Source organism: Bacillus cereus group sp. MYBK220-1, from assembly GCF_051916445.1.
In the GTDB taxonomy this organism is placed as follows: domain Bacteria; phylum Bacillota; class Bacilli; order Bacillales; family Bacillaceae_G; genus Bacillus_A; species Bacillus_A cereus.
This window is the reverse complement of the sequence record NZ_JBQAGQ010000004.1, coordinates 563,745-586,403: the sequence shown is the minus strand read 5'-3', so window position 1 is coordinate 586,403 and position 22,659 is coordinate 563,745. Positions and strand designations below refer to the sequence as shown.

The following is a 22,659-nucleotide window of genomic DNA, read 5'->3' as shown; positions in this document are numbered from 1 at the left end:
TTTATTTTATATACCACGAAAGCACACTGAATTCGATAAACTATCGAACTCAGTGTGCTTTTCGTCTAAAAAAATTATTGTTTTCTTCTTCTACCTAATACGAATAATACTCCGCCAACTAAGAATGAAATTCCAGCACCAACTGACATCATCCATGGAGACGCTGCCCCTGTTTTCGGTAATTCTCTTTCTGTTTTTACTTGCGGCTCTTTAATTAATTTTTCCAATCTTACTTCTGGTTTCACTTCTGGCTCCTTCGGCTCTTTCGGATCCTCCGGTTTCACTTCTGGTTCTTTCGGATCTTCCGGTTTCACTTCTGGTTCTTTCGGATCTTTCGGTTCTTTCGGTTCTTCTGGTTTCACTTCTGGCTCCTTCGGCTCTTTCGGATCTTCCGGTTTCACTTCTGGCTCCTTCGGCTCTTTCGGATCCTCCGGTTTCACTTCTGGTTCTTTCGGATCTTCCGGTTTCACTTCTGGTTCTTTCGGATCTTCCGGTTTCACTTCTGGTTCTTTCGGATCTTCCGGTTTCACTTCTGGTTCTTTCGGATCCTCCGGTTTCACTTCTGGTTCTTTCGGATCTTCCGGTTTCACTTCTGGTTCTTCCGGTATCTTAAAATCTTCTTTTGTTTTCGGTAAAATTGTAACTGTAGGCTCAAGTGGCGGATTTATTCCATCATCCACTACCGCTCTATTTGTTATCCCTTTACTTGGTGCTTCTTTTACCTTCGCTTTAAAAATAATACTACGTTCTTTCATATCCGCAATGTCTAGATATTTCGCGATTACTTTTCCAAACTCCATTTTTAACTCTACTGGATTTGGCTCAGCACCTTCAAATCTAAGACTATCTTGCACGTATTCTAAACCGGCTGGAATTTCATCTTCTATTGTAACTACATCTAGTTTTCCGTTTTCCACCGTATTTTTGAAGCTAATTCGGTATTCTACTTCTTCTCCTAGCTTTGGCTCTTTATTACTTACTGTCTTCGCTGCTGTTAACTTACCATCTTTATATTCTGGCTTTATTTTCGCTGTCGGTTCTATAACTGGATGTTTCGGATCATCCACTTCAATAATCGCTTTATTTGTTATTTCTCCTCCAACTTTTGCTGTTTCTTTTACCTTTACTTTAAAGATGACACTTCTTTCTTTCGTATCCGTAATTTCTGGATACTTCACTGTTACTTTTCCATTCTCTACTTTAAGTTCTGTAGGCACAGGCTTATCACCTACGGCCTCCAGACTATCTTTCACATACTCTAAACCAGACGGAATTTCATCTTCAATCTTTACATCAACTAACTTCCCGCCATCTACTGTGCCGTTAAAAGTAATTCGATATTCAATTTCTTCCCCTAGCTTTGGTTCATGATTACTTACTTCTTTCCTTGCCTCTAGTTTCCCATCTTTATATTGCGGTGTGATTGGTATAAGTGACTCAACTGGCGGCGTCGTCGGATTATTATCATCAACAATCGCCTTGTTTACAATCTCTTTTCCTACTTGTACCGTCTCTTGTACTCTCACTTTAAAGATGATACTTCTTTTTTTCGTATCCGTAATTTCTGGATACTTTGCTGTTACTTTTCCATTCTCTACTTTCAGTTCCACCGGATGTGGTTCGGGCCCATCAGACTTTATACTATCTTGTACATATTCTAAACCGGCTGGAATTTCATCTTCTACCTTTACCTCAGTTAGTTTTCCGTTCTCTACCGTATTTTCAAAGCTAATTCGATATTCTACTTCTTCTCCTAACTTTGGTTCATGATTACTTACTGTTTTTTCTGCTTGTAATGCACCATCTTTATATTGAGGCTGAATAGAGATATTCGGTTGCTCTGGTGGATTTATTGTATCTTCCACAATCGCCTTGTTCACAATCTCTTCGCCTACTTTAACTTTTTCTTTCACTTTCACTTTAAAGACGATACTTCTTTCTTTCATATCCGTAATTTCTGGATATTCCGCAAGGACGATTCCGTTTTTCACTTTCACATACAACGGTTTCGGATTCTCTCCCTCGGCTCTTTCACTACCTTCTACAAACTCTAAGCCAGTTGGTAATTCATCCTTAATCTTCACCTTCGCTACTTTTCCATGCTCTACTACGTTACGGAAAGTAATTCGATACTCTACTTCTTCTCCTAATTTTGGAGCTGGATTATTTACTGTTTTCTCAGCTTTTAGTTTTCCGTCCTTATACTCCGGCGTAATAATCGCTTCTGGTTTTTGCGGCGGAGTATAAGGATTGTCATCATCCACAATTGCCGTATTCACGATTTTCTTACCGACTTTTGCTACTTCCGTTACTTTCACTTTAAAGATAATACTACGCTCAGCTGTATCAGTAATATTTTCATACTTCGCTGTAATTTTCCCAGCTTCTTCTTTTAACTCTACTGGCGCTGGCTCATTACCTTCTGATTTTAAACTATCCTTCACATACTCTAAACCAGTTGGTAATTGATCCTCAATTTTCACTTCTGCTAGTTTTCCGTTTTCTACCGTATTTTTAAAACTAATTCGGTACTCTACTTCTTCTCCTAGCTTTGGATCTTTTTTATTTACCTTTTTATCAGCTTTAACTTTACCGTCTTTATGCTGCGGGGTAATTTCTACTTCTGGTCGCTCTGGTGGATTTTTTGTATCATCAACAATTGCTTTATTTACAATTGCTTTGTCCACTTCAACAGAATCTTTCACCTTCACTTTAAAGATAATGCTTCTTTCTTTCATGTCAGTGATATTTTCATACTTCGCACTAACCTTACCAGCTTCTTCTTTCAACTCTACTGGTGCTGGCTTATCACCTTCTGCTTTTAGACTATCTTTCACATACTCTAAACCAGACGGAATTTCATCCTCAATTTTCACCTCTGCCAGTTTTCCATCTTTCACCGTATTATTAAATGAAATTCGGTATTCGATTTCTTCCCCTAGCTTCGGTTTATGATTATTTGCTACTTTCTGCGCAGCAATTTTACCGTCTTTATATTGCGGTGTAATTTTTGCTGTCGGATCAATTACTGGATGGTTCGGATCATCAACATGGATAATCGCTTTATTTGTGATGTCTTTACCTATTGCAACTGAATCTTTCACCTTCACTTTAAAGACGATACTTCTTTCTTTCGTATCCATAATCTCTGAATACTTTGCCATTACCTTACCATTTTCTACTTTCAACTCCACTGGTTTTGGCTCTTCACCTTCAGCCTTTTCGCTTCCTTCTACAAACTCTAATCCAGCTGGAATTTCATCTTCTATTTTTACCTCTGCTAGTTTTCCATCTTTCACCGTATTATTAAAAATAATTCGATATTCGATTTCCTCACCTAACTTCGGTTCATGATTACTTACTTCTTTTCTTGCCTCAATTTTCCCATCTTTATATTGTGGTGTAATCGGTACATAAGGCTCTTCTGGCAGATTCTTTGTATCATCTATAATTGCCTCATTTACGATTTCTTCTCCCACTTTTACGCTTTCTTTTACCTTCGCTTTAAAGACAATACTTCTTTCCTCTGTATCTGTAATTTCTGGATACTTTGCCATTACCTTATTATTTTTCACCTGTAGCTCTACTGGTTTCGGTTTAGAACCTTCTGCTGTGATGCTGCCTTCTACATACTCTAAACCATTTGGTAATGTATCCTTTATATTTACCTCTACTAGTTTTCCGTTTTCTACCGTGTTTTTAAAACTAATTCGGTATTCTACTTCTTCTCCTAGTTTCGGTTTATGATTATTTGCTACTTTCTGCGCAGCAATTTTACCATCTTTATATTGCGGAGTAATTTCCACACGAGGCTCTTCTGGCTCATTTTTTGTATCTACTACGATTGCTTTATTAACAATCTCCTTGCCTATTTCTGCCTCTTCTTTTACTTTCACTTTAAAAATAATACTTCTTTCTTTTGTATCCGCAATTTCTCGATACTTTGCCATTACCTTGCCGTTTTCAAATTTCAATTCTACCGGACTTGGTTTAGAACCTTCTGCTTGTAAACTGTTCTCCACGTACTCTAATCCAGCTGGAATTTCATCTTCTACTGTAACCTCTACTAGTTTTCCGTTTTCTACCGTGTTTTTAAAACTAATTCGGTATTCTACTTCTTCTCCTAATTTCGGTTTTTTATTGTTTACAAATTTCTCTGCTTTAAGCTTACCGTCTTTATATTCTGGCGTAATTGTTACTTCTGAAGTTGTTGGATCTTTTGTATCATTAACAACTACTTTATTGACAATGCCTTCACCAACCTTAAATTCTTCTTTTACTTTCGCTTTAAAGACGATACTTCTTTCTTCTGTATCCATAATTTCTGGATATTTTGCGATTACTTTTCCATCTTTCACTTTCAGTTCTACCGGATCTGGCTTAGAACCTTCTGCTCGTAAACTATCTTTCACATACTCTAATCCATTTGGTAAATCATCTTTTATTGTTACCTCTGCTAGCTTTCCGTTTTCTACCGTATTTTTAAAGCTAATTCGGTATTCCACTTCTTCTCCTAACTTCGGTGTTTCATTATTTACCGTTTTCTTCGCTTCCACTTTTCCGTCTTTATGCTGTGGAGTAATTTCTGCCGTCGGTGTTTCTGGCTCATTTTTCGTATCATCAATAATTGCTTTATTGACGATTTTTTTACCGACTTTCACTTCATCTTTTACTTTCACTTTAAAAGTGATACTTCTTTCTTCTGTATCCGTAATCTCTGGATACTTCGCCATTACCTTACCATTTTCAAATTTCAATTCTACTGGATCCGGCTTAGAACCTTCTGCTTTCACACTGTTTTCTACGTACTCTAAACCTTCGGGTAAAGTATCTTCTATTTTCACCTCTGCTAGTTTTCCGTCTTCTACCGTGTTTTTAAAACTAATTCGGTATTCTACTTCTTCTCCTAACTTCGGCGTTTCATTATTTACCGTCTTCTTCGCTTTCACTTTTCCGTCTTTATGTTGCGGAATAATTTCTGCTGTCGGTGTTTCTGGCGGATGTTTCGTATCGCTCACAATCGCTTCATTAACAATTGAATCGCTCACTTTACCTTTTACTTTCACTTTAAAGGTAATACTTCTCTCTTTTGTATCTGTAATCTCAGGATACTTTGCCATTACCTTACCGTTTTCAAATTTCAATTCCACTGGATCTGGCTTAGAACCTTCTACTTTTACACTATCTTTCACATACTCTAATCCATTTGGTAAATCATCTTCTATCTTTACCTCTGTTAGCTTTCCATGTTCTACCGTATTTTTAAAGCTGATTCGGTATTCCACTTCTTCTCCTAACTTCGGCGTTTCATTATTTACCATCTTTTTCGCTTCAAGTTTTCCATCTTTATACTGAGGAATAATTTCCGCAGTCGGATTAACTGGCTTATTTTGCGAATCATCAATAGTTGCTTTATTAATGATTTTTTTACCGACTGTTACTCCTTCTTTTACTTTCACTTTAAAAACGATACTTCTTTCTTCTGTATCCATAATTTCTGGATATTTTGCCATTACCTTACCGTTTTCAAATTTCAGCTCTACTGAATCTGTTCCGACACCTTCTGCTTTCAAACTATTTTCTACATACTCTAAACCTTCTGGTAAAGTATCCTCTATTATCACGTCTGTTAGCTTTCCGTACTTAACCGTGTTTTTCATACTAATTCGGTATTCTACTTCTTCTCCTAACTTCGGTGTTTCATTATTTACGCTTTTCTTCGCTTTAATTTTTCCATCTTTGTGTAATGGTGTGATTTTTGCTTCTGGTTCTTTCGGATGTTTCATATCATCCACAATTGCCTTATTGATGATTTCCTTACCTACTTCCGCTTCTTCCTTCACCTTTACCTTAAAGACAATACTTCTTTCTTTCATATCCGTAATATTTTCGTATTCAGCAATGACTTTTCCATCTTTCACACTTAACTTTAATGGAGCTGGTTTATCACCTTCAGCCTTTTCACTGCCTTTTACATACTCTAAACCGTTAGGAATTGTATCCTCTATTATTACCTTTTCTAGTTTTCCGTTTTCTACCGTGTTCTTAAAGCTAATTCGGTATTCTACTTCTTCTCCTAGTTTTGGTGATGGATTATCTACTGTCTTCTTCGAATCAATTATTCCATCCTTATGTTGCGGAGTAATTCTTTCCTCCGGCTCAATCGGTGGATTTTTCGTATCATCAACAATTGCTTTATTGACAATCTCTTTATCTACTTTTGCTTCTTCCTTCACCTTTACTTTAAAGACGATACTTCTTTCTTTCATATCCATAATATCGATATACTTAGCTTTGACTATCCCATTTTCAACAGCTAATTCTACTGGTCCAGGTGCTTCTCCTTCGGCCTTGATGCTATTTTCTACATATTCAAGACCTTTTGGAATTGTATCTTCCACTCGCACCTCTTCAAGTTTTCCGTTCTCAACCGTATTATGAAAACTAATACGGTACTCGATTTCTTCGCCTAACTTTGGCTTCTTATTATTAACTACCTTTGTAGCAGCAATTTCACCTTTTTTACTTTGCGGTGTAATAACAACCTTTGATTCAACAGGCTCATTTTTCGGATCTTTTGCAATTGCTTTATTTACGATTGCCTCCCCTACTTTTGCCGAATCTTTTACTTTCACTTTAAAAACAATACTTCTTTTTTCTGTATCCGTAATTTCTGGATACTTTGCCATTACTTTGCCGTCTTCCACTTTTAGTTCTACTGGCTCTGGTTTTATACCTTCAGCTTTCAAACTATCTTTCACGTATTCAACACCTTTAGGTAGTGTATCTTCTACTAGCACCTTTTCTAGTTTTCCGTTTTCTACCGTATTATAAAATGTAATTCGGTATTCCACTTCTTCTCCTAGTTTTGGTGTTTGATTCGTTACGCTTTTTTCAACATCCACTTTACCGTATTTATAATCCGGCGTAATCTTTTCTTCTGGATGCTCAGTTTGTCCATTCGGCTCACTCACAACCGCTTTATTAACAATCGTTTCTCCGGCTTTTGCCTCTTCTTTTACTTTCACTTTAAAGGCAATGCTTCGCTCTTTTGTATCCGTAATCTCTGGATATTTTGCGATTACCTTACCATTTTCTACTTTTAACTCTACTGGATTTGGTTCAGCACCTTCAGCTCTCTCACTGCCTTGAACAAATTCTAAGTTAGCTGGAATTTCATCTTCTATTGTAACTGCATCTAGTTTTCCGTTTTCCACCGTATTTTGGAAGCTAATTTGATATTCAAATTCTTCTCCTAGCTTTGGCTTCTTATTTGTTGCTTTTTTCTTTGCAGCAATTTTACCGGCCTTATGCTGTGGTGTAATCTTCTCTTCTAGATTCTTTGGTGGATTTGTTTTATCACTAACGGTTGCTTTATTAACAATTTCTTCACCAATTTTTGCAGTTTCTTTTACTTTTGTTTTAAAGACGATACTTCTTTCTTCCATATCCATAATTTCTGGATACTTTGCAATTACTTTTCCATTTTCAAACTTCAGCTCTACTGGCTCTGGTTTTGCACCTTCTGCTTTCAAACTATCTTTCACGTATTCAAGATTGCTTGGTAATTCATCTTCAATGGTCAATACATCTAGACGTCCATCTTTTGTCTTATTTTTAAATGTAATACGATACTCTACCTCGTCACCTAGCTTCGGTGTTTTATTAGATGCTATTTTTTTAGCTTCTATTTCTCCAGGGATTTCTTTTGGAGTCGTAACCGTAATATCTGCATCATCTGCAGTTTCATAATTTACCTCGCTACTATCTTGTCCCTTTACAACAACGATATTTTTTACTGTTGTATCTGATTGTACAGAAGCTTTCACTTTTACTTTGAATGTAATAACAGCACTTTCACCAGGCTTTAAAACACCGCCGTCTTTAGCATTTGCACCTTCACCAATACGGAAATCAATTTGATTATTTACAAACTCTGCTTCATCATCGCTTGCATTATCTGTTTTATTTCCTTTATTACTTCCAGACACATATTGAATAGATCCCGGAACATACTCTAAACGATCATCTAATTTATCAAAACCTTTTACATTAGATACAGGGGCTTGGTTATTTTTCGTATCATTTTTCACTTCAATTTGATACGTAAACTCTTCACCAGCTTTAACGTCCTTAATTTCTTTCCCAGCACTATCTAACGCCTTTTTATCAACTTGTAAGTTTGGCGCATTATGTTCTGTAACAAATGTAGCGTTATTTAATACGTAAATATCACCAGTAGCACCATTTGCTTTAAATTGCATTTTACCTTCTTTTAAATCATTTTTTACTTTAGCAGGTCCTTCAAGATGATACGTATGAATATCAGTACTAAATGAATTTGTCCAATCCGGATTATATCCTGGATATTTTTTCGTAACAAACTCGTTAGTACCATCCACTTGCACTTCTGTCATAGATGAATCATTAACATCATTTTTTTTACCGTTAATGTTTTCTAAATCTTTATAACCGAATCCAAAATCATACTGCCCAAAATCATAGGCATATATATCATTTTCAGCAGGATCTCCTTGTGACGAGAAATAACTAAATTTCGCCTTAAAAGCCCCTTCTTTTGGCGTGTTTATTTTATTAATACCAATAGTTGTCCAGGCTGCACTTTTTTGAGCAACTAACCCTTCCCAAATCTTCATATCTTTTACGGTTTCTTTATGGTTTTCATACACTAATATAAGATTCCAGTTGCCCCAGTAGTAACCACTGCCTTTTTCAAATTTAATTTGTGGCACATTCGCAACTGTCACCGTTTGAGAAATACCTTGCTTTGCAATTACATTTGTTACGTCAGCATATGCAACATAACCGGCACCAGCACCCGAGTAATTTGAAATATACGGTAAATAATCCGCTTTTCGTATACTATCAGCACTTACTTCAGCGTATCCTTTATTCCCCATTTTCATTTTAACGGGCTCTCTTACCTCTGCATCGCTAACTCTATACTCTTTAGATGGATAAGTTGGCGTTCCCATAGCTGCTGTCCAAAATAAATACGCCTTTTTCACTTTACTTCCAGCAGGAATGTTAGGAAAAGCTCCTGTTGACGAATTAAAAGTACTATCATCGTTATCAACGTCCACAGTCATTTTATTCGTCTTATACCCCAGACTTTGTCTGCCATAATGATCGGTCGTCAAACCAAGTGTTACATTACCAGTCTGTACTAAATTACCAGCAGTAATTGTAGAATACAGTGGATCTCCAAATCCTTGCTTATCCCCTGTTTGCATTTGAACCTTCGAAGCATTCTCTGATGCAGCTTGTACTTTTGCATCGCTCTGATTTTCCGCTTCTTTTTCTAGTTTCTCAGCTTCGGTTACTGGTTGTTTTGGTGGTTCTGTTTTTGATGTAGGGTTATTTTTATCTTCTACAGATACTTTTAGCTTTTCATCAACTTTTTTAATTGTATTATTAGCTGATGGGCCAACTTCTTTCTTACTACTGTCAGCCTCCTCATCGGCATTAGCTGCTACCTTTTCTTCAGAAGGGATTCCCTCAACATCTACAGACATGTTCCCTATTTGTAGTTGATCCTTTTGCACACTAATTTTTTGCTTATACTCATTATTAAAATGTTGTGCACGACGAGCTTTTATTAACACAGTCATTTTTTCATGTGATTTTAAATCTTTAATTTTAAGATTAGAAGAAAGAACCTTTCCTCCCTTATCTTTTTCCTCTACATAGAAATCCGCTACCTTATTTTCAGGTAACTTCTCTCCGTTTACTTTCACAGATTGCGAAGGGAACGTAATTTCATTTTCATTATTTTGTTTAAGCACCAATTCTTGAATTGGTGTAGCTCCCGTATTTTCAATCGTATATTGAAATACGTGCTCCCTCTCTGCTACTTCTCCCTTATATATTTCAGCATTTACTTGCTCTGCCTTAATTTTCACATCATTTCCTTGTAGCTCATCCCAGCTTTTTTTATTTATCTCTGTAGCAAAAGCACTGGGTGAAGGCAATATGATGGATAGGAGAAGTGTGATCATCGTTACGACATTAAAACACTTCAATACTTGCTTCATATTTTCTACCTTTCTCCTTTCTATATACTTGCTATCCGTCTACTTAATTTCGTAGCCGTATACATAGCAATATATATCCACTCGCAACAATCCGACCTACGAAAATGTATCGTTGAAATCCCAATGTCAACAATATAAATCTCATAGAATATTACTATTTTAATTTATCAAAAATAGCATATATATATCGGACACTTATACAAACCTTCACCATTTTTTAACATAGTAAAAAATGCCCTATTGTATAGGTTTATATAACAGTTTAAGGATACATAAAAAGCTTAACATATCTCTTAATCTATTCATACATACAATAGAAATTTTACCATTTTTAGTCATTTCAGTTTGTTATTTATGATTAAAATTTTCAAAAAACAATAACCGTTACATGTAAAAATATGTTATATTATCAAGGAACGTATGTTCTTATTTTAAAGGAGGAATTTTCATGATTAACGAGCCCATTATAATGAAAAAAGAAGCTTTCCAAGCAATCGGCGTTTCAGTTACGACGACTAACGAAAGAGAGGCATCTACTAAAGGAAAAATCCCCGAGCTTTGGAACCGCTACTTCCAAGAACAAATGATGCATCACATCCCAAACCAAAAAACGAAAGCAACATTTGCTTTCTACTCAAACTACGAATCAGATGAAACTGGTACATATACATTCACAATCGGTACGCCCGTTTCTTCATTAGAAGACGTTCCTGAAAATATGACAACTTTAACAATACCTGCTGCTACATATGCGGTATTTACAACGAGAAAGGGACCAGTTGCTGAAGTCGTTTGCGAAGCTTGGGAATACATTTGGCAATGGTCGAAAGAAAATAAACGTGCCTTCACAACAGACTTTGAGCTTTACGATGAAAGAGCATTAGACCCAAATCATGCACAATTGGATATTTATATTGCGTTAGCCTAAAAAAAGATGCCCATTCGGCATCTTTTTTTGTCGTTAAATAGCTACTGGGCAAATTCATTATTATTGTCTACAATGAGAAAGTGCAGTATAGAAATATTAGAAACTGTATAAAGTGAAACTATAATCAGTGGGGGCATCTCCCATTAAGTATTAGCCCTCACCAATCGGGCGTTTACTGGTTTTTTAGTTTAAATTTGTCACATAGAAAGGAAGCAATATGGAGGAACTACAACAAAATAAAACTGCTTTAGAAGGAAGCGGAAAACCGTTATTAAAAAATACGAATTTCCTTTTTCTTTGGGCAGCTACTCTTTTTTCAAGCTTTGCTTTAGCCTTTTTTACTTTTTCACAAACGTGGTACATAGCAAAAACATTAAACCTTGAAGCTTCACTCGGTGTTGTTTTCGTAGCCCTTAGTGTTCCAAGGCTTATTTTTATGATTGTCGGCGGCGCTGTAGCTGATAAATTCCCGAAAAAAAATATTATGTTTTACTCCAATATCATTCGAGCGATTCTTGTCGCAACCATTCTCACATGGTTTATCGTTGGTGATGTAACGCTATATACATTTGCTTTATTCGCTTTATTCTTTGGACTTGCTGATGCTTTCTTCTGGTCAGCAGATGGATCTATCTTACCGGAATTGGTAGAAAAAAGCCGGTTAACACAAGCGAATTCACTTACACAAATGACGAACCAAGCATCGGTCATCTTAGGCCCTGTACTTGGCGGAATTCTCATTAAATTTACGAACTACGAGACAATATTTTCCATTACGATTTTATTACTGATTGTCGCTGCCATACTCGTTCAAAAAATACAATTTACGATGCCAGAACAAAAAGATACAGATAAAGGTATGTTCACTTCCATTAAAGAAGGAATCTTATATGTAAAGGAATCGCCATTCCTTTCAACTTTCCTTATTTGTAGCGCTTTTTTAAACTTATTTTTAATCGGTCCGATGCAAGTTGGTTTCCCGCTTTTTGTTAAAAACGTGCTGCATGGTGATTCGCTCCAGTTTAGTTACTTAGAAGCATCTGTAGGCGGCGGAATGGCAATCGGTGCTGTCATTGTCGGTTTAAAAAATATTAATCGTAGACGCGGTCTATTTTGTATTATCATGATGCTACTGTCTGGTGTATTCTTCTTATCCATCAACTTTAGCACCGTACTTTGGCAAGCATTATTAGCCGGCATGTTTTATGGTATTACAATCGCAATGGCTATCGTTCCGCTTATGGCGATGATTCAATCGACAGTAAAAGAGGAAATGATGGGACGCGTAATGAGCTTACTTATGCTATCATCAATGGGCTTTATCCCGCTCTCTTATGCATTCACATCCATTGCACTTGCAATAGGAATTCCAATCGTAACCGTTATGAAAAGTGGTGCAATAGCTGTTATCGTCTTCGTACTATTTGTAGCGATTCGTGTTCCAGTTGTAAGAAAGTTCGACTAGCTACTTGGAGTCATGTATTATACGCATGGCTCTTTTTTAAATGGATCAAATAACGCTATCCCCTTACTTCTTCTCACAGCTGCTCCCCATTCTAATCCAATCTCTAAAAATAAATCTCGCACTGTACTGTATAAAAGTGCCCCAATGTCTTTACGAATTTCCCCATATTTATATGCTCTTACAACACTTTTCACACGCCAAATTAAATTTCCATACACTTCTTCGTCAGCTAATATTTGCTCTAGTAAAACACCTTGTTCTAGTAACCCGCTCTTTTTATATGCAAGCTCGACCTTACTCCAAAATATATTAATTTTCTTCGGATTACTCGTCATCGGCACCAGTGCGTATATAAAAGGCTTTGGTATATCGTGACGGCAATACGTCTCATCAAGCTCGTACGTTTCTTTTCTATTCTCTTTTATTTGTGGAATGTTTTTAGAAAGAATTGTTTCACCCTCATTTTTTTGCACATTTTTACTACAGCCAGATGCACGATCCTCACTTTCACATGCGGACATTTTCATACGGTCATCCATGCGGTCAATTGCAGATGTAAGAAATACATATAAGTTCGCACTATATCCGCCGCGCCTATGTCTTTCTTTTGTCGCAACACGCTTTATAATTCCTAGTTCCTCTAACTTTGCAATAGAGCGGCGTACTGTACGAATACTCTTTCCAACATTTGTAGCAATCGTCTCCATTAATGGACAAGCAACCCCCACTGTTTTCTGTTTCTCATTCACTGCATACTTTCCTAAAAAATGAATAATGGTAGCATCCGTTTTATTTAATTGAAATCGATAATGTTTCAAAACTTGTTTTTGATATGTATTAAACTCTTCTTTACTTTGAAATTCACTATATGGTTTCATTAAATTATATAAGCTTCCCATTTTTATCACCTCACTTATAAATAAGAGGCAGGAAGAAAAATTGGCGTGATAGTTAATATTTTTTTATTGGAGATGAAAATATGATCGTAATTAGTGCTTGTTTAGGTGGTATCGCTTGTCGGTATGATGGAAATGACAATCTCGTTTCAAAAATAGAGGAGCTTTTGCAAAAAGAAGATACAGTCCTCATTTGTCCTGAAATATTAGGGGGATTACCAACACCTCGCCCCTCAGCTGAAATTATTGGCGGGAATGGCGACGACGTTTTAGACGGAAAAGCGAAAGTGATGACAAAAGATGGTGAAGATGTTACAGAAGCTTTCGTAAATGGCGCTTATAAAGCATTAGAGCAAATTAAAAATTTACACCCAGAATATATTATTTTAAAGGAACGCAGCCCATCTTGTGGTAGTTCTACGATTTACACTGGAGAATTTAACGGCAATAAGCAAACTGGTTTCGGAGTGACAACTGCTTTATTTAAAAGACACGGATTTAAAGTCATTTCAGAAGAAGAATTTGAAAGCAAAAAAAGGAATTGACCCTGTTCGTCAATTCCTTTTCTATCTGTCTTATTTCACGCCTAATTTTTCTTTCACTTTCGCTGGAAGCTCGTCTTTCTTTACTTCTTCCCAAGCTGATACACCTTTTTTATCTGAGTGATATACGCGTAGGAATGCTTCTTTACGAAGATTTTTTTGAGCTGTAAATTCTAATTCTTTCTCTTTACCGTCTTTATCAAAGCCAGTCAACTTATATTCATAATCTTTAAATTTTTGACCATTATCAGCTTTACTATGAACTTCTTTTCCATCTACTGTAATTTGAACGTAGTACTCATCTTTACCCATACGGTTTAAATCACAACCAACTAACAAGCTTGCGAATACAACTAAAATACTAAATAGTGCAATGTATCTTTTCATTTCCTTCACCTCATATGTTTTTTCTTATATTCTTATCTTAAAGCCCGGAGCTTAAAGAAGAAATTCAAAAACATGACATGAACATTACACTTTTGTAAGATAATAATTATTTCTTCACTTTAGAAATTGTCATTCCATCATCAATTGGAACGAGTACAGATTGTAAATGCGGGTCGATTTCTATCATTTCATTAAACTTCTGTATAACGTTTTTGTTTCGCACGCTTATCAGCTACACTACCGCCAATAACGTCTTTCACGCCAATTTTCCCACTTATCACGTAATTTCCTTATACCGTTTATTACGCCTTCTATTATGCATTCCATTATAATATTTATCACAAGGTATCTTATACATCTAAAAATAGAACCTATAACATACCTCAATACAAATTCAAAAACATCTTCCAGCATATATCCCCCTCTTTCTATCCTTCCATTATAACTAGAAAAAGAGAACTTAAAGCTCAAATAAATGATAAAGAAATTAGAAGTCAATAGATGAAAAAGGATTTCTAAATGATGAATTGAATATATATTTATTGTTCTCTAACTTTTGAACGAAAGTTTTTTACATATGTTTCATTCTGTCCTAATTTAAAGTTTTCGAGAGGAGAAATGATATGAACTCTATTTTATTAGATGTTCCGTTACAAATAGAAACAGACAGACTCATTCTTCGAGCACCACTTCAAGCTGGTGAAGGGGATATAGTACAACAAGCTATTAAAGATTCCATTAATGAATTAAAGCAATGGTTGTCTTTATTTCAGTCCATTCCTACTGTTGAAGAAACGGAGATTCTTCTGAGAAATGCACATATAGATTTTTTGAAAAGAGAAAGCTTTCGCTATCTTATCTATCATAAAGAGACGAATGATTTTGTTGGAACAGCTAGCCTTCATCGAATTGATTGGAAGGTTTCTAAATGTGAAATTGGATACTGGATTAACACGCAATTTAGTGGCAGTGGATATATGACAGAAACAGTAAGTGCGTTAACAAACCTTGGATTTCAGTTATTCAAATTTAGAAGGATTGAAATACGATGTGAATGTAATAACACGAAAAGTCGTGCACTCCCTGAAAAACTAGGCTTTGAACTTGAAGGGATATTACGTAATGAAGATTTTTCAGCTGACGGCAAACAACTAACTGATACTTGCATCTATGCAAAAATAAAGTGAAATATTGATTAGCCTTGGTAATCGGGCTTTTACGGCAAAAGAAAAGACCTTTCTAACGATTTTATTCTATCGCTGAAAAGGTCTTTCTCTATTTCTGCTAAAAACTTAGCACTCTTCTGGCTTACCAGCATTCGATGCTGTACGGAAAGATGATCCACATCCGCATGATGCGATTGCGTTTGGATTGTCGATTGTGAATCCGCCGCCAAGCATAGATTGTTTATAGTCAATTTTTACTCCTTTAACAATTGGAGCACTTTCTGTATCGATAACAAATTCAACACCGAAAAACTCAAGAACTGTGTCGTCTTCTTTTGGTTCTACTTCAAACCCTAAGCCGTAAGAAAGACCGCTACATCCGCCGCCGTGTACAGCAAGGCGCACATACTTCTCTCCATCTTCAGCATCTTTTAACATATCTTTAATTTGAAAAGCTGCTTGTTCTGTTACTTCAATCATGAAATACACCTTCCTTTCTGTTCTTAGTCCATTATACATCTTTACGCTTCTATCTTGTACTCATACACTCCGCGGCAAATTACTTCCGCAGGTCCTTTCATCAACACGTTTCCTTCTTCAGTCCACGCAATCATTAAATCGCCACCAGCTAAATGGACTGTAATTTCCTTACCACGTTCCATCTTTCCATTTAAAATAGCAGCTACAACTGCAGCGCACGCCCCTGTTCCGCAAGCTTGCGTTACACCAGACCCACGTTCCCAAACGCGGAAGTTCATCTCGTCATCATTCAAAATTTCGATAAACTCAACATTTACTCGCTCTGGAAACATTTCATGTGTCTCGAGAACTGGTCCAAGTGTTGTAAGAGGTGCTTTTTCTACATCATCAACAAAAATAACCGCATGTGGATTTCCCATTGAAACAGCTGTAAATGCATAACGATGATTATTGTATAAGAAGTTTTCACGAATAAATGGTGTTTCACCTTCACCAAGCATCGGTATTTCTGCACGTGTTAGACGCGGTGCTCCCATATCGATTTTCGCTAATGTCACGACACCATCTTCTACTGTTACTTCAGCCGTTACAATACCAGCCAACGTTTCAATTGTAAAAACTGTTTCTTCTACTAGTTTATGCTCATACGCATATTTCGCTACGCAGCGTAAACCGTTACCACAGCTCTTTCCTTCAGAACCATCATTATTAAACATGCGCATTTTCACCGGAGCTACGTCTGAAGGGCAAATTAAAATCATCCCGTCTGCTCCAATACCAGTATTAATATTTGAAACCTTTTCCGCCACAAGGGCTAAATCTTCTTCAGGAATTTGCTCTTCAAACATATTTACATATATATAACTATTGCCAAGACCATGCATTTTTGTAAAAGAAAATTGGCTCATTTATATTCACTCCAAAAATAATTTGTTATGTTAAGTATAAAATGCATGCTTTTAGAACACAATATGAATGTCCCCCGTTTCTCATATTTGACAACGTTTGGCGATGAGCCACTCTTACACAATTTGTGTAAGAAAAAAGCCCTTCTAAAAAGGGCCTTTTTTTATTTATCCTACTATTTTCGATTGGGGAAGACTAATACTGAGTATTAGTCTTCCCCACGAAATAAAGTTTTATCTAATGAAAAAGGTGCTGCTAATTCGCAACACCTTAAAACATTGGATTTTCATCCAAATACTCATATACATTATTAACAAGCTCTTCTACTGTTGCACCTTGTACAACTTCACCATTTACAAGTGCAAACGGTCCTTCAAAACAAATACCACAATATCCTAGACAACCATACTCCATTACATCTAAATTCGGATCTTTTTCTAATTTTTCTAGAGCTGCTTGTGAACCACTTGCAAGGTTACCTACACAAAATTCAATTAATGGTTTAATCAAAATTCTCCCCCCTGTACTACAAAACAAATTACCTTTTCACTTTATCTATAAGAAGAAAACTAAGCTGTTTCTTGTTGTTTTCGTTACACAGTCTAAACTATTTAGTTACTTCATTACTTCACTTCAAAGTAGATGATTTCTTCTATATAACATGCTACTTCCAATGAAATAGTAACTACAAAGAAAAAACAGTTTATTTTACTTTTCTTCTTATTGTACAACAGAGTATTCATTCATGCATTGTTATTTGTTCACAAATTCGATATAATTTGATTGAGTAAAGTCAAAATATTTTATTAATATAAAATTTTATGATTAGGGGATATTTCAACAGAAAAGGGGTAATCCATCATGAAACACCTCGTAATACTAGGTGGCGGCTACGGTGGAATGAGAATTCTGCAAAGGCTACTTCCAAGCAACCAACTTCCAGATGATGTACAAGTGACATTAATCGACAAAGTACCATATCATTGCTTCAAAACTGAATATTATGCATTAGTTGCGGGTACTATTTCAGAAACGCATATTCGTATACCGTTTCCTGAACACCCACGCCTCAATATTCAATACGGCACAGTAACAAATATTGACCTCGAAGAAAAAGCTGTTCATCTCGATGGCGGCGAAGCAATCCAATATGATGACTTAATTATCGGACTTGGCTGTGAAGATAAATATCATAACGTTCCTGGGGCTAGGGAATATACACATAGTCTACAATCAATTGAACAAACACGTAAAACATATGAACAATTAAATAGTCTAGAACCAAATGCAACAGTAGCTGTTGTTGGTGCTGGCTTAAGTGGCGTTGAAGTAGCAAGTGAACTTCGTGAAAGCCGTTCTGATTTAAAAATCTATTTATTTGATCGAAAAGATAGAATTTTATTCCCATATCCAGAGAAATTAAGTAGATATGTAGAAGAATGGTTTGTAAAGCATAAAGTTAACATTATACGAAACTCTAACATTACAAAAGTAGAACCAAATATTGTGTACAACCACGATGAACCACTTGAATGTGATGCAATCGTCTGGACAGCTGGTATTCAAGCAAATGAAGTTGTTCGAAACCTTCCAGTTGAACAAGATGGTAGCGGACGGGTTGTCTTAACGAAATATCACAATATTCCAAACAATGAGCACGTGTATGTTGTAGGAGATTGCGCAGCACTTCCACATGCACCATCTGCCCAACTTGCTGAAGGTCAAGGAGAACAAATTGTCCAAATATTATTAAAACGTTGGAATAATGAACCACTCCCGGATGAACTACCTGTTATTAAATTAAAAGGTGTTCTAGGATCTCTTGGTAAGAAGCATGGATTCGGTTTACTCGCAAACCAACCATTAATGGGACGTGTACCGAGATTATTAAAATCTGGTCTTCTTTGGATGTACAAATATCATAAAGGTTAATACTTTACAAGCTGTCTACTATGTAGGCAGCCTCTTTGCATCAGTTTTTAAAAATTATCAGACACATCTTTCTCAATATTTATAATGATTTATTTTTCATTTTTATATTAAAAAATATTGATAAACATTGTATGCTATTTGTAAGTTGTTTTATTATTTCCTTGAAGACCGAATTCATTCGGTCTTATTTTTTATGTGATAAATACTTTTGTAGGAGGCATTACATTCCACTTATGAACTTATCGAAACTAAACAATCGAATAGAAGCGAAAAAGAAAGAGTTAATCTATCTCGTTGAACGATACGGATTGACTCATGATAAAGTGATTTCTTTCAGCCAAGAATTAGATCGTTTACTTAACTTATTAATAAAACTCAAGACGAAGAAAAAACGTTGCTCTTTATAACCGTTATCTTCTCTTTTTTGATACGATATAACTAGAATCAGAAAGGAGCGATTTATGTTTATATTAAAAAACGTTATATATAAAGATATACTATACATTCCTTATTTACAGATTCAAAAAGAAAAGATTACTTGCATTATCGGTGAAAGCGGAAGCGGAAAAAGCACGTTGCTTCGCATGTTAAACGATTTACAATCTCCAACATCCGGCACAATTGAATATAACGGAAAATTAATTTCTGATTATCACCCTATTCAATTACGTCGTGACGTAGTTATGCTTGGGCAAACTCCACCTATTTTTGATGGAACCGTTAAAGACAACCTATTAATGGGACTTCGTCTTTCTGAAAAACCATTTCCAAATGATGATGCCCTGCGGAGTGCATTACAAACCGTTAGCTTAGACAAGCAATTAGAAAATAGCGCCTCCTCACTATCTGGCGGTGAAAAACAAAGACTTGCCTTTGCACGTATCGTACTTATGGATCCGCCTGTCTATTTATTAGATGAACCTACTTCAGCATTAGACAGTGATACAGAACGCCGCGTTATGAAACAATTTACTGAACTAGCACGAAAAAAGAAAAAAACAATTATCTTCATCACACACTCACAACAACTTCCAGAAGAAATTGCAGACGACATTATTGAGATTAGTAAAGCAAACGGTGCAACTAGAAAGGAAGTGCTCTCTGTTGAAGGGCGTTATTGAACTCCAAATTTGGCAACTTGCAGCTGCCTATATTTTCATTCTTATTTTAATTGGACTTGTAAAATTAAAAGGAATACCTCGCGAAAAACAAATCGCGCTCGCAACATTCCGTATGACGATTCAGCTCGTACTTGTTGCATATGTCCTTACATACGTATTTGAAAACAGTAATCCATTTTATACAATTGCTCTCATTACTTCTATTACTACCTTTGCAATTTTTAATATTTATAAACGAGTTAACATCCCAATGTCTAAAGAATTAAAACGAGTAGCCGCCCTTTCCATGGTCGCCGGATCAATTGGGCCACTTCTACTATTTATCTTTGTTATTATCGGACATGATCCGTGGTATGCTCCGCAATATATCGTCCCTATTACAGGAATGTTAGTTGGGAATGCCATGACTGGCGTTTCTCTCGGCGCAAATACGTTCTTAAACAATATGAAATCGCAAAGAGGTCAAATTGAAGGTGCACTTATGCTCGGCGCAACACCGAAAGAAGCAGCTGCTCCGCTCATTCGAGACGCTTTTGACTCTGCTATTTTACCGACAATCAATTCTATGGTCGGAATGGGGATTATAAGCTTACCAGGCATGATGACTGGTCAAATATTATCCGGTGTATCACCATTCACAGCCATTCAATATCAAATCGCCATCATACTCGGTATTTCTGGAAGTACTGCCTTTGCTGTCATTATCTTTTTACAGCTTGGATATAAAACGTTCTTTAATAAGCGATGTCAATTGAAAGAAATTGACTATGGTGCACGGTGAATCGTGCGTAGTTCACGATGAATGAAATTATATTAACGATTTTTTCAATATATCTATCATAACTTGCAATATATCAACGATTTTTCAAATATATCTATCATAACTCAGAATATATCAACGATTTTGTACGAAATATCGATTTACCGACAAAAAGTGACATAATAAAAAGAGGAGGCTATTCGCCTCCTCTTCTATTTACTTACGCCTTCTTAACGAACTGTGATTTTAACTTCATAGCTCCGAAGCCGTCGATTTTGCAATCGATATCGTGATCGCCATCAACTAGACGGATACTCTTTACTTTCGTACCGATCTTCACAACTGAAGAAGTTCCTTTTACTTTTAAATCTTTAATAACAGTAACTGCATCGCCGTCTTGAAGAACGTTTCCGTTCGCATCTTTTACAACTTTCGCACCATCATTATTTTCAGCTTCTGCTTCTTGGCCCCACTCATGAGCACATTCTGGACATACGAAAAGAACGCCATCCTCATACGTATATTCTGAATTACATTTTGGACAATTTGGTAAAGTAGCCATAAATTCATTTCCTCCGTTCATTATTTATACGTAAAAATCAAAATTGATGTTTACATCTCGATAAATAAAATTTGTATAGCATTTCTTTATAGTGCCATAGTCTCACGTTATTGACAACCCTACCTCAAATTCTCATTTTTTATTGTATTTTACAAAATTTCAATTTGTATGCCGTTTTTCTATTTGCTCTTCTACTAATTTTAAAAATCTTCGTTGTGCATTTTTATTTTTTACGAGCAATCGAACTCTTAGCTTACTTTGTAAATATGAGCGAACTTTGTAGTTCGTAATAAATAACTTTCGATACTTCTCGTCTTCATATATCATTCGAAACCATTCATACTGCTGCAAGTAACGTATGTTAGCATCAATCTTTTTCATGTGTAAACCCGTACTTAAACTAATCGATCCTATTAGAGCTTCTATTAATGCTGAAATTATTTCTCTCCCCCCTAATAAACAAAAGAAGAACCTTCACAAGATTCTTCTTTTCAAAATGAACGAGTTCCCTCTAGAAACCCAAATTATTTTCTTCAATGTAAATTTGATATTCTTCCACTTCTTCTTCACTTAACTTCTTATTATTTTCATATACCTCTTGCCACTCGAAATCATCTTCATCGAAATAAACAGCAAATTTAATTTTCACGTTTTTCTTCTCTGTATAATCATAACCAGTAAACTCTACTACGTCATAATCTTTTTCTTTCTTCACAAACTTCCAAGTTGGATTATTAGTCATAATCTCTAAAGTAACCCCTTCTCCACTTGAACGAACAACGTTTTTAATATTCGGCTCAGTTGGTAAAAAGGACAGCCCGAACGCAGCTAATCCATACACAATCCCGACTATAATCTGTAAACCAATCATACCAGCAATACTCACGCCGCCCTTTGATTGTAAGAAATACGCCTTCTCATGATCAGACGCATCTTCTCCCTTACGAAAAACACGAACAGCCTGCTTATAATATAAACGGTTTCCTTGCCATCCAGTAAATATCATCATTCCTAATTGAAGAGCTAAACTAAATGTTACATAAATCCCATCTGGAATATCTATAAAAGGGGGTATAACTATACTAGGTATAGCCAATAACGCAAATATAATAAATAACTTATACATTTTACGATAAGCTAACCAAAAAGTTGGGAAGAAAAAGGCTACCCAATTCCATGTATTCCCTTGCGCTGGATTTTCTACTTTACCCCACTTAAAGTCATAATAAGCTGTATTCTTTTGAACAACTTTATGTAATTCTTGTGGAGAAATCGTTTCTTGTAAAACCGTGTCCTTCACGTACATCATCCTTTTCTTATTTCTATATACATTTATTGTATATGGACAAAATGAAGGAATCTAACAAAAAGTACACATATTTCATAAAAGTGAACGGAAATCGAATATATTCCGACAATTATCCGTTTCTTATTTCATTTTACTTTTAAATATATTAAA

The 22,659-nt window shown here is 35.9% G+C and carries 17 protein-coding genes and 1 pseudogene; 8 read left to right on the top strand and 10 right to left on the bottom strand.

Annotated features, from left to right (window positions below; genetic code table 11):
* Positions 1-74: 74 nt before the first annotated feature.
* Entirely contained in the window at positions 75-10,055 is a 9,981-nt protein-coding gene (locus ACTFRU_RS20400; RefSeq protein ID WP_440037787.1) for an isopeptide-forming domain-containing fimbrial protein, read from the bottom strand.
* A gap of 448 nt (positions 10,056-10,503) precedes the next feature.
* Between ACTFRU_RS20400 and ACTFRU_RS20395 the strand changes: the two genes are divergently transcribed.
* Both ACTFRU_RS20395 and ACTFRU_RS20390 read left to right on the top strand, forming a co-directional pair.
* Complete coding sequence (locus tag ACTFRU_RS20395) at positions 10,504-10,983, top strand: GyrI-like domain-containing protein (RefSeq protein WP_000606648.1); 480 nt, start codon at positions 10,504-10,506, stop codon at positions 10,981-10,983.
* A gap of 217 nt (positions 10,984-11,200) precedes the next feature.
* The gene (locus tag ACTFRU_RS20390) at positions 11,201-12,448 is read left to right on the top strand and encodes an MFS transporter (protein WP_048656031.1); all 1,248 of its coding nucleotides are present in this window, start codon (positions 11,201-11,203) and stop codon (positions 12,446-12,448) included.
* 17 nt (positions 12,449-12,465) lie between these two features.
* Here the strand turns inward: ACTFRU_RS20390 and ACTFRU_RS20385 are convergent, their stop codons facing one another.
* Positions 12,466-13,347 carry a helix-turn-helix domain-containing protein gene (locus ACTFRU_RS20385; protein WP_088361681.1) on the bottom strand — a complete coding sequence of 294 codons (882 nt, stop codon included), beginning with the start codon at positions 13,345-13,347 and terminating at the stop codon, positions 12,466-12,468.
* Positions 13,348-13,427: 80 nt separating this feature from the next.
* Here ACTFRU_RS20385 and ACTFRU_RS20380 point away from each other — a divergent pair, with 80 nt between their 5' ends.
* A complete protein-coding gene (locus tag ACTFRU_RS20380) occupies positions 13,428-13,889 on the top strand; it encodes a DUF523 domain-containing protein (protein ID WP_000635481.1) in 462 nt (153 codons plus the stop codon).
* Positions 13,890-13,919: 30 nt separating this feature from the next.
* Here ACTFRU_RS20380 and ACTFRU_RS20375 read toward each other — a convergent pair whose 3' ends face one another.
* Positions 13,920-14,273, bottom strand: a complete 354-nt coding sequence (locus ACTFRU_RS20375; RefSeq protein WP_000833148.1) for a YxeA family protein — start codon at positions 14,271-14,273, stop codon at positions 13,920-13,922.
* A 106-nt stretch (positions 14,274-14,379) separates the two neighbouring features.
* Positions 14,380-14,554, bottom strand: a pseudogene (locus tag ACTFRU_RS20370) (methyltransferase).
* A 342-nt stretch (positions 14,555-14,896) separates the two neighbouring features.
* Here ACTFRU_RS20370 and ACTFRU_RS20365 point away from each other — a divergent pair.
* A complete protein-coding gene (locus ACTFRU_RS20365) occupies positions 14,897-15,460 on the top strand; it encodes a GNAT family N-acetyltransferase (protein WP_001084691.1) in 564 nt (187 codons plus the stop codon).
* 105 nt (positions 15,461-15,565) lie between these two features.
* Here ACTFRU_RS20365 and ACTFRU_RS20360 read toward each other — a convergent pair whose 3' ends face one another.
* The 3 genes from ACTFRU_RS20360 to ACTFRU_RS20350 form a co-directional block, all read right to left on the bottom strand.
* Positions 15,566-15,919: a HesB/IscA family protein gene (locus ACTFRU_RS20360; RefSeq protein ID WP_000573825.1), complete on the bottom strand. Its 354-nt coding sequence runs from the start codon at positions 15,917-15,919 to the stop codon at positions 15,566-15,568.
* Positions 15,920-15,960: 41 nt separating this feature from the next.
* Positions 15,961-16,827: a diaminopimelate epimerase gene (gene dapF, locus ACTFRU_RS20355; RefSeq protein WP_000077396.1), complete on the bottom strand. Its 867-nt coding sequence runs from the start codon at positions 16,825-16,827 to the stop codon at positions 15,961-15,963.
* A gap of 268 nt (positions 16,828-17,095) precedes the next feature.
* Positions 17,096-17,335: a YuzB family protein gene (locus ACTFRU_RS20350; protein ID WP_000595026.1), complete on the bottom strand. Its 240-nt coding sequence runs from the start codon at positions 17,333-17,335 to the stop codon at positions 17,096-17,098.
* Between the two features lie 351 nt (positions 17,336-17,686).
* Between ACTFRU_RS20350 and ACTFRU_RS20345 the strand changes: the two genes are divergently transcribed.
* The 4 genes from ACTFRU_RS20345 to ACTFRU_RS20330 all read left to right on the top strand — a co-directional run bounded on the left by ACTFRU_RS20345 (position 17,687) and on the right by ACTFRU_RS20330 (position 20,659).
* Positions 17,687-18,757, top strand: a complete 1,071-nt coding sequence (locus ACTFRU_RS20345) for an NAD(P)/FAD-dependent oxidoreductase (protein ID WP_000682079.1) — start codon at positions 17,687-17,689, stop codon at positions 18,755-18,757.
* 233 nt (positions 18,758-18,990) lie between these two features.
* On the top strand, positions 18,991-19,164 hold the full coding sequence (locus ACTFRU_RS20340; RefSeq protein WP_001054091.1) for an aspartyl-phosphate phosphatase Spo0E family protein: 174 nt from the start codon (positions 18,991-18,993) through the stop codon (positions 19,162-19,164).
* Positions 19,165-19,218: 54 nt separating this feature from the next.
* The gene (locus ACTFRU_RS20335; RefSeq protein ID WP_000470316.1) at positions 19,219-19,878 is read left to right on the top strand and encodes an ABC transporter ATP-binding protein; all 660 of its coding nucleotides are present in this window, start codon (positions 19,219-19,221) and stop codon (positions 19,876-19,878) included.
* A complete protein-coding gene (locus tag ACTFRU_RS20330; RefSeq protein ID WP_000679254.1) occupies positions 19,862-20,659 on the top strand; it encodes an ABC transporter permease in 798 nt (265 codons plus the stop codon). The genes ACTFRU_RS20335 and ACTFRU_RS20330 overlap by 17 nt, the downstream gene beginning before the upstream one ends.
* A 199-nt stretch (positions 20,660-20,858) precedes the next feature.
* Here the strand turns inward: ACTFRU_RS20330 and phnA are convergent, their stop codons facing one another.
* The 3 genes from phnA to ACTFRU_RS20315 all read right to left on the bottom strand — a co-directional run bounded on the left by phnA (position 20,859) and on the right by ACTFRU_RS20315 (position 22,509).
* On the bottom strand, positions 20,859-21,200 hold the full coding sequence (gene phnA / locus ACTFRU_RS20325; protein WP_000212737.1) for an alkylphosphonate utilization operon protein PhnA: 342 nt from the start codon (positions 21,198-21,200) through the stop codon (positions 20,859-20,861).
* 159 nt (positions 21,201-21,359) lie between these two features.
* Positions 21,360-21,641, bottom strand: a complete 282-nt coding sequence (locus ACTFRU_RS20320) for a hypothetical protein (RefSeq protein ID WP_139019761.1) — start codon at positions 21,639-21,641, stop codon at positions 21,360-21,362.
* A 70-nt stretch (positions 21,642-21,711) separates the two neighbouring features.
* Entirely contained in the window at positions 21,712-22,509 is a 798-nt protein-coding gene (locus ACTFRU_RS20315; RefSeq protein ID WP_440037786.1) for a DUF2628 domain-containing protein, read from the bottom strand.
* Between the last annotated feature and the right edge of the window lie 150 nt (positions 22,510-22,659).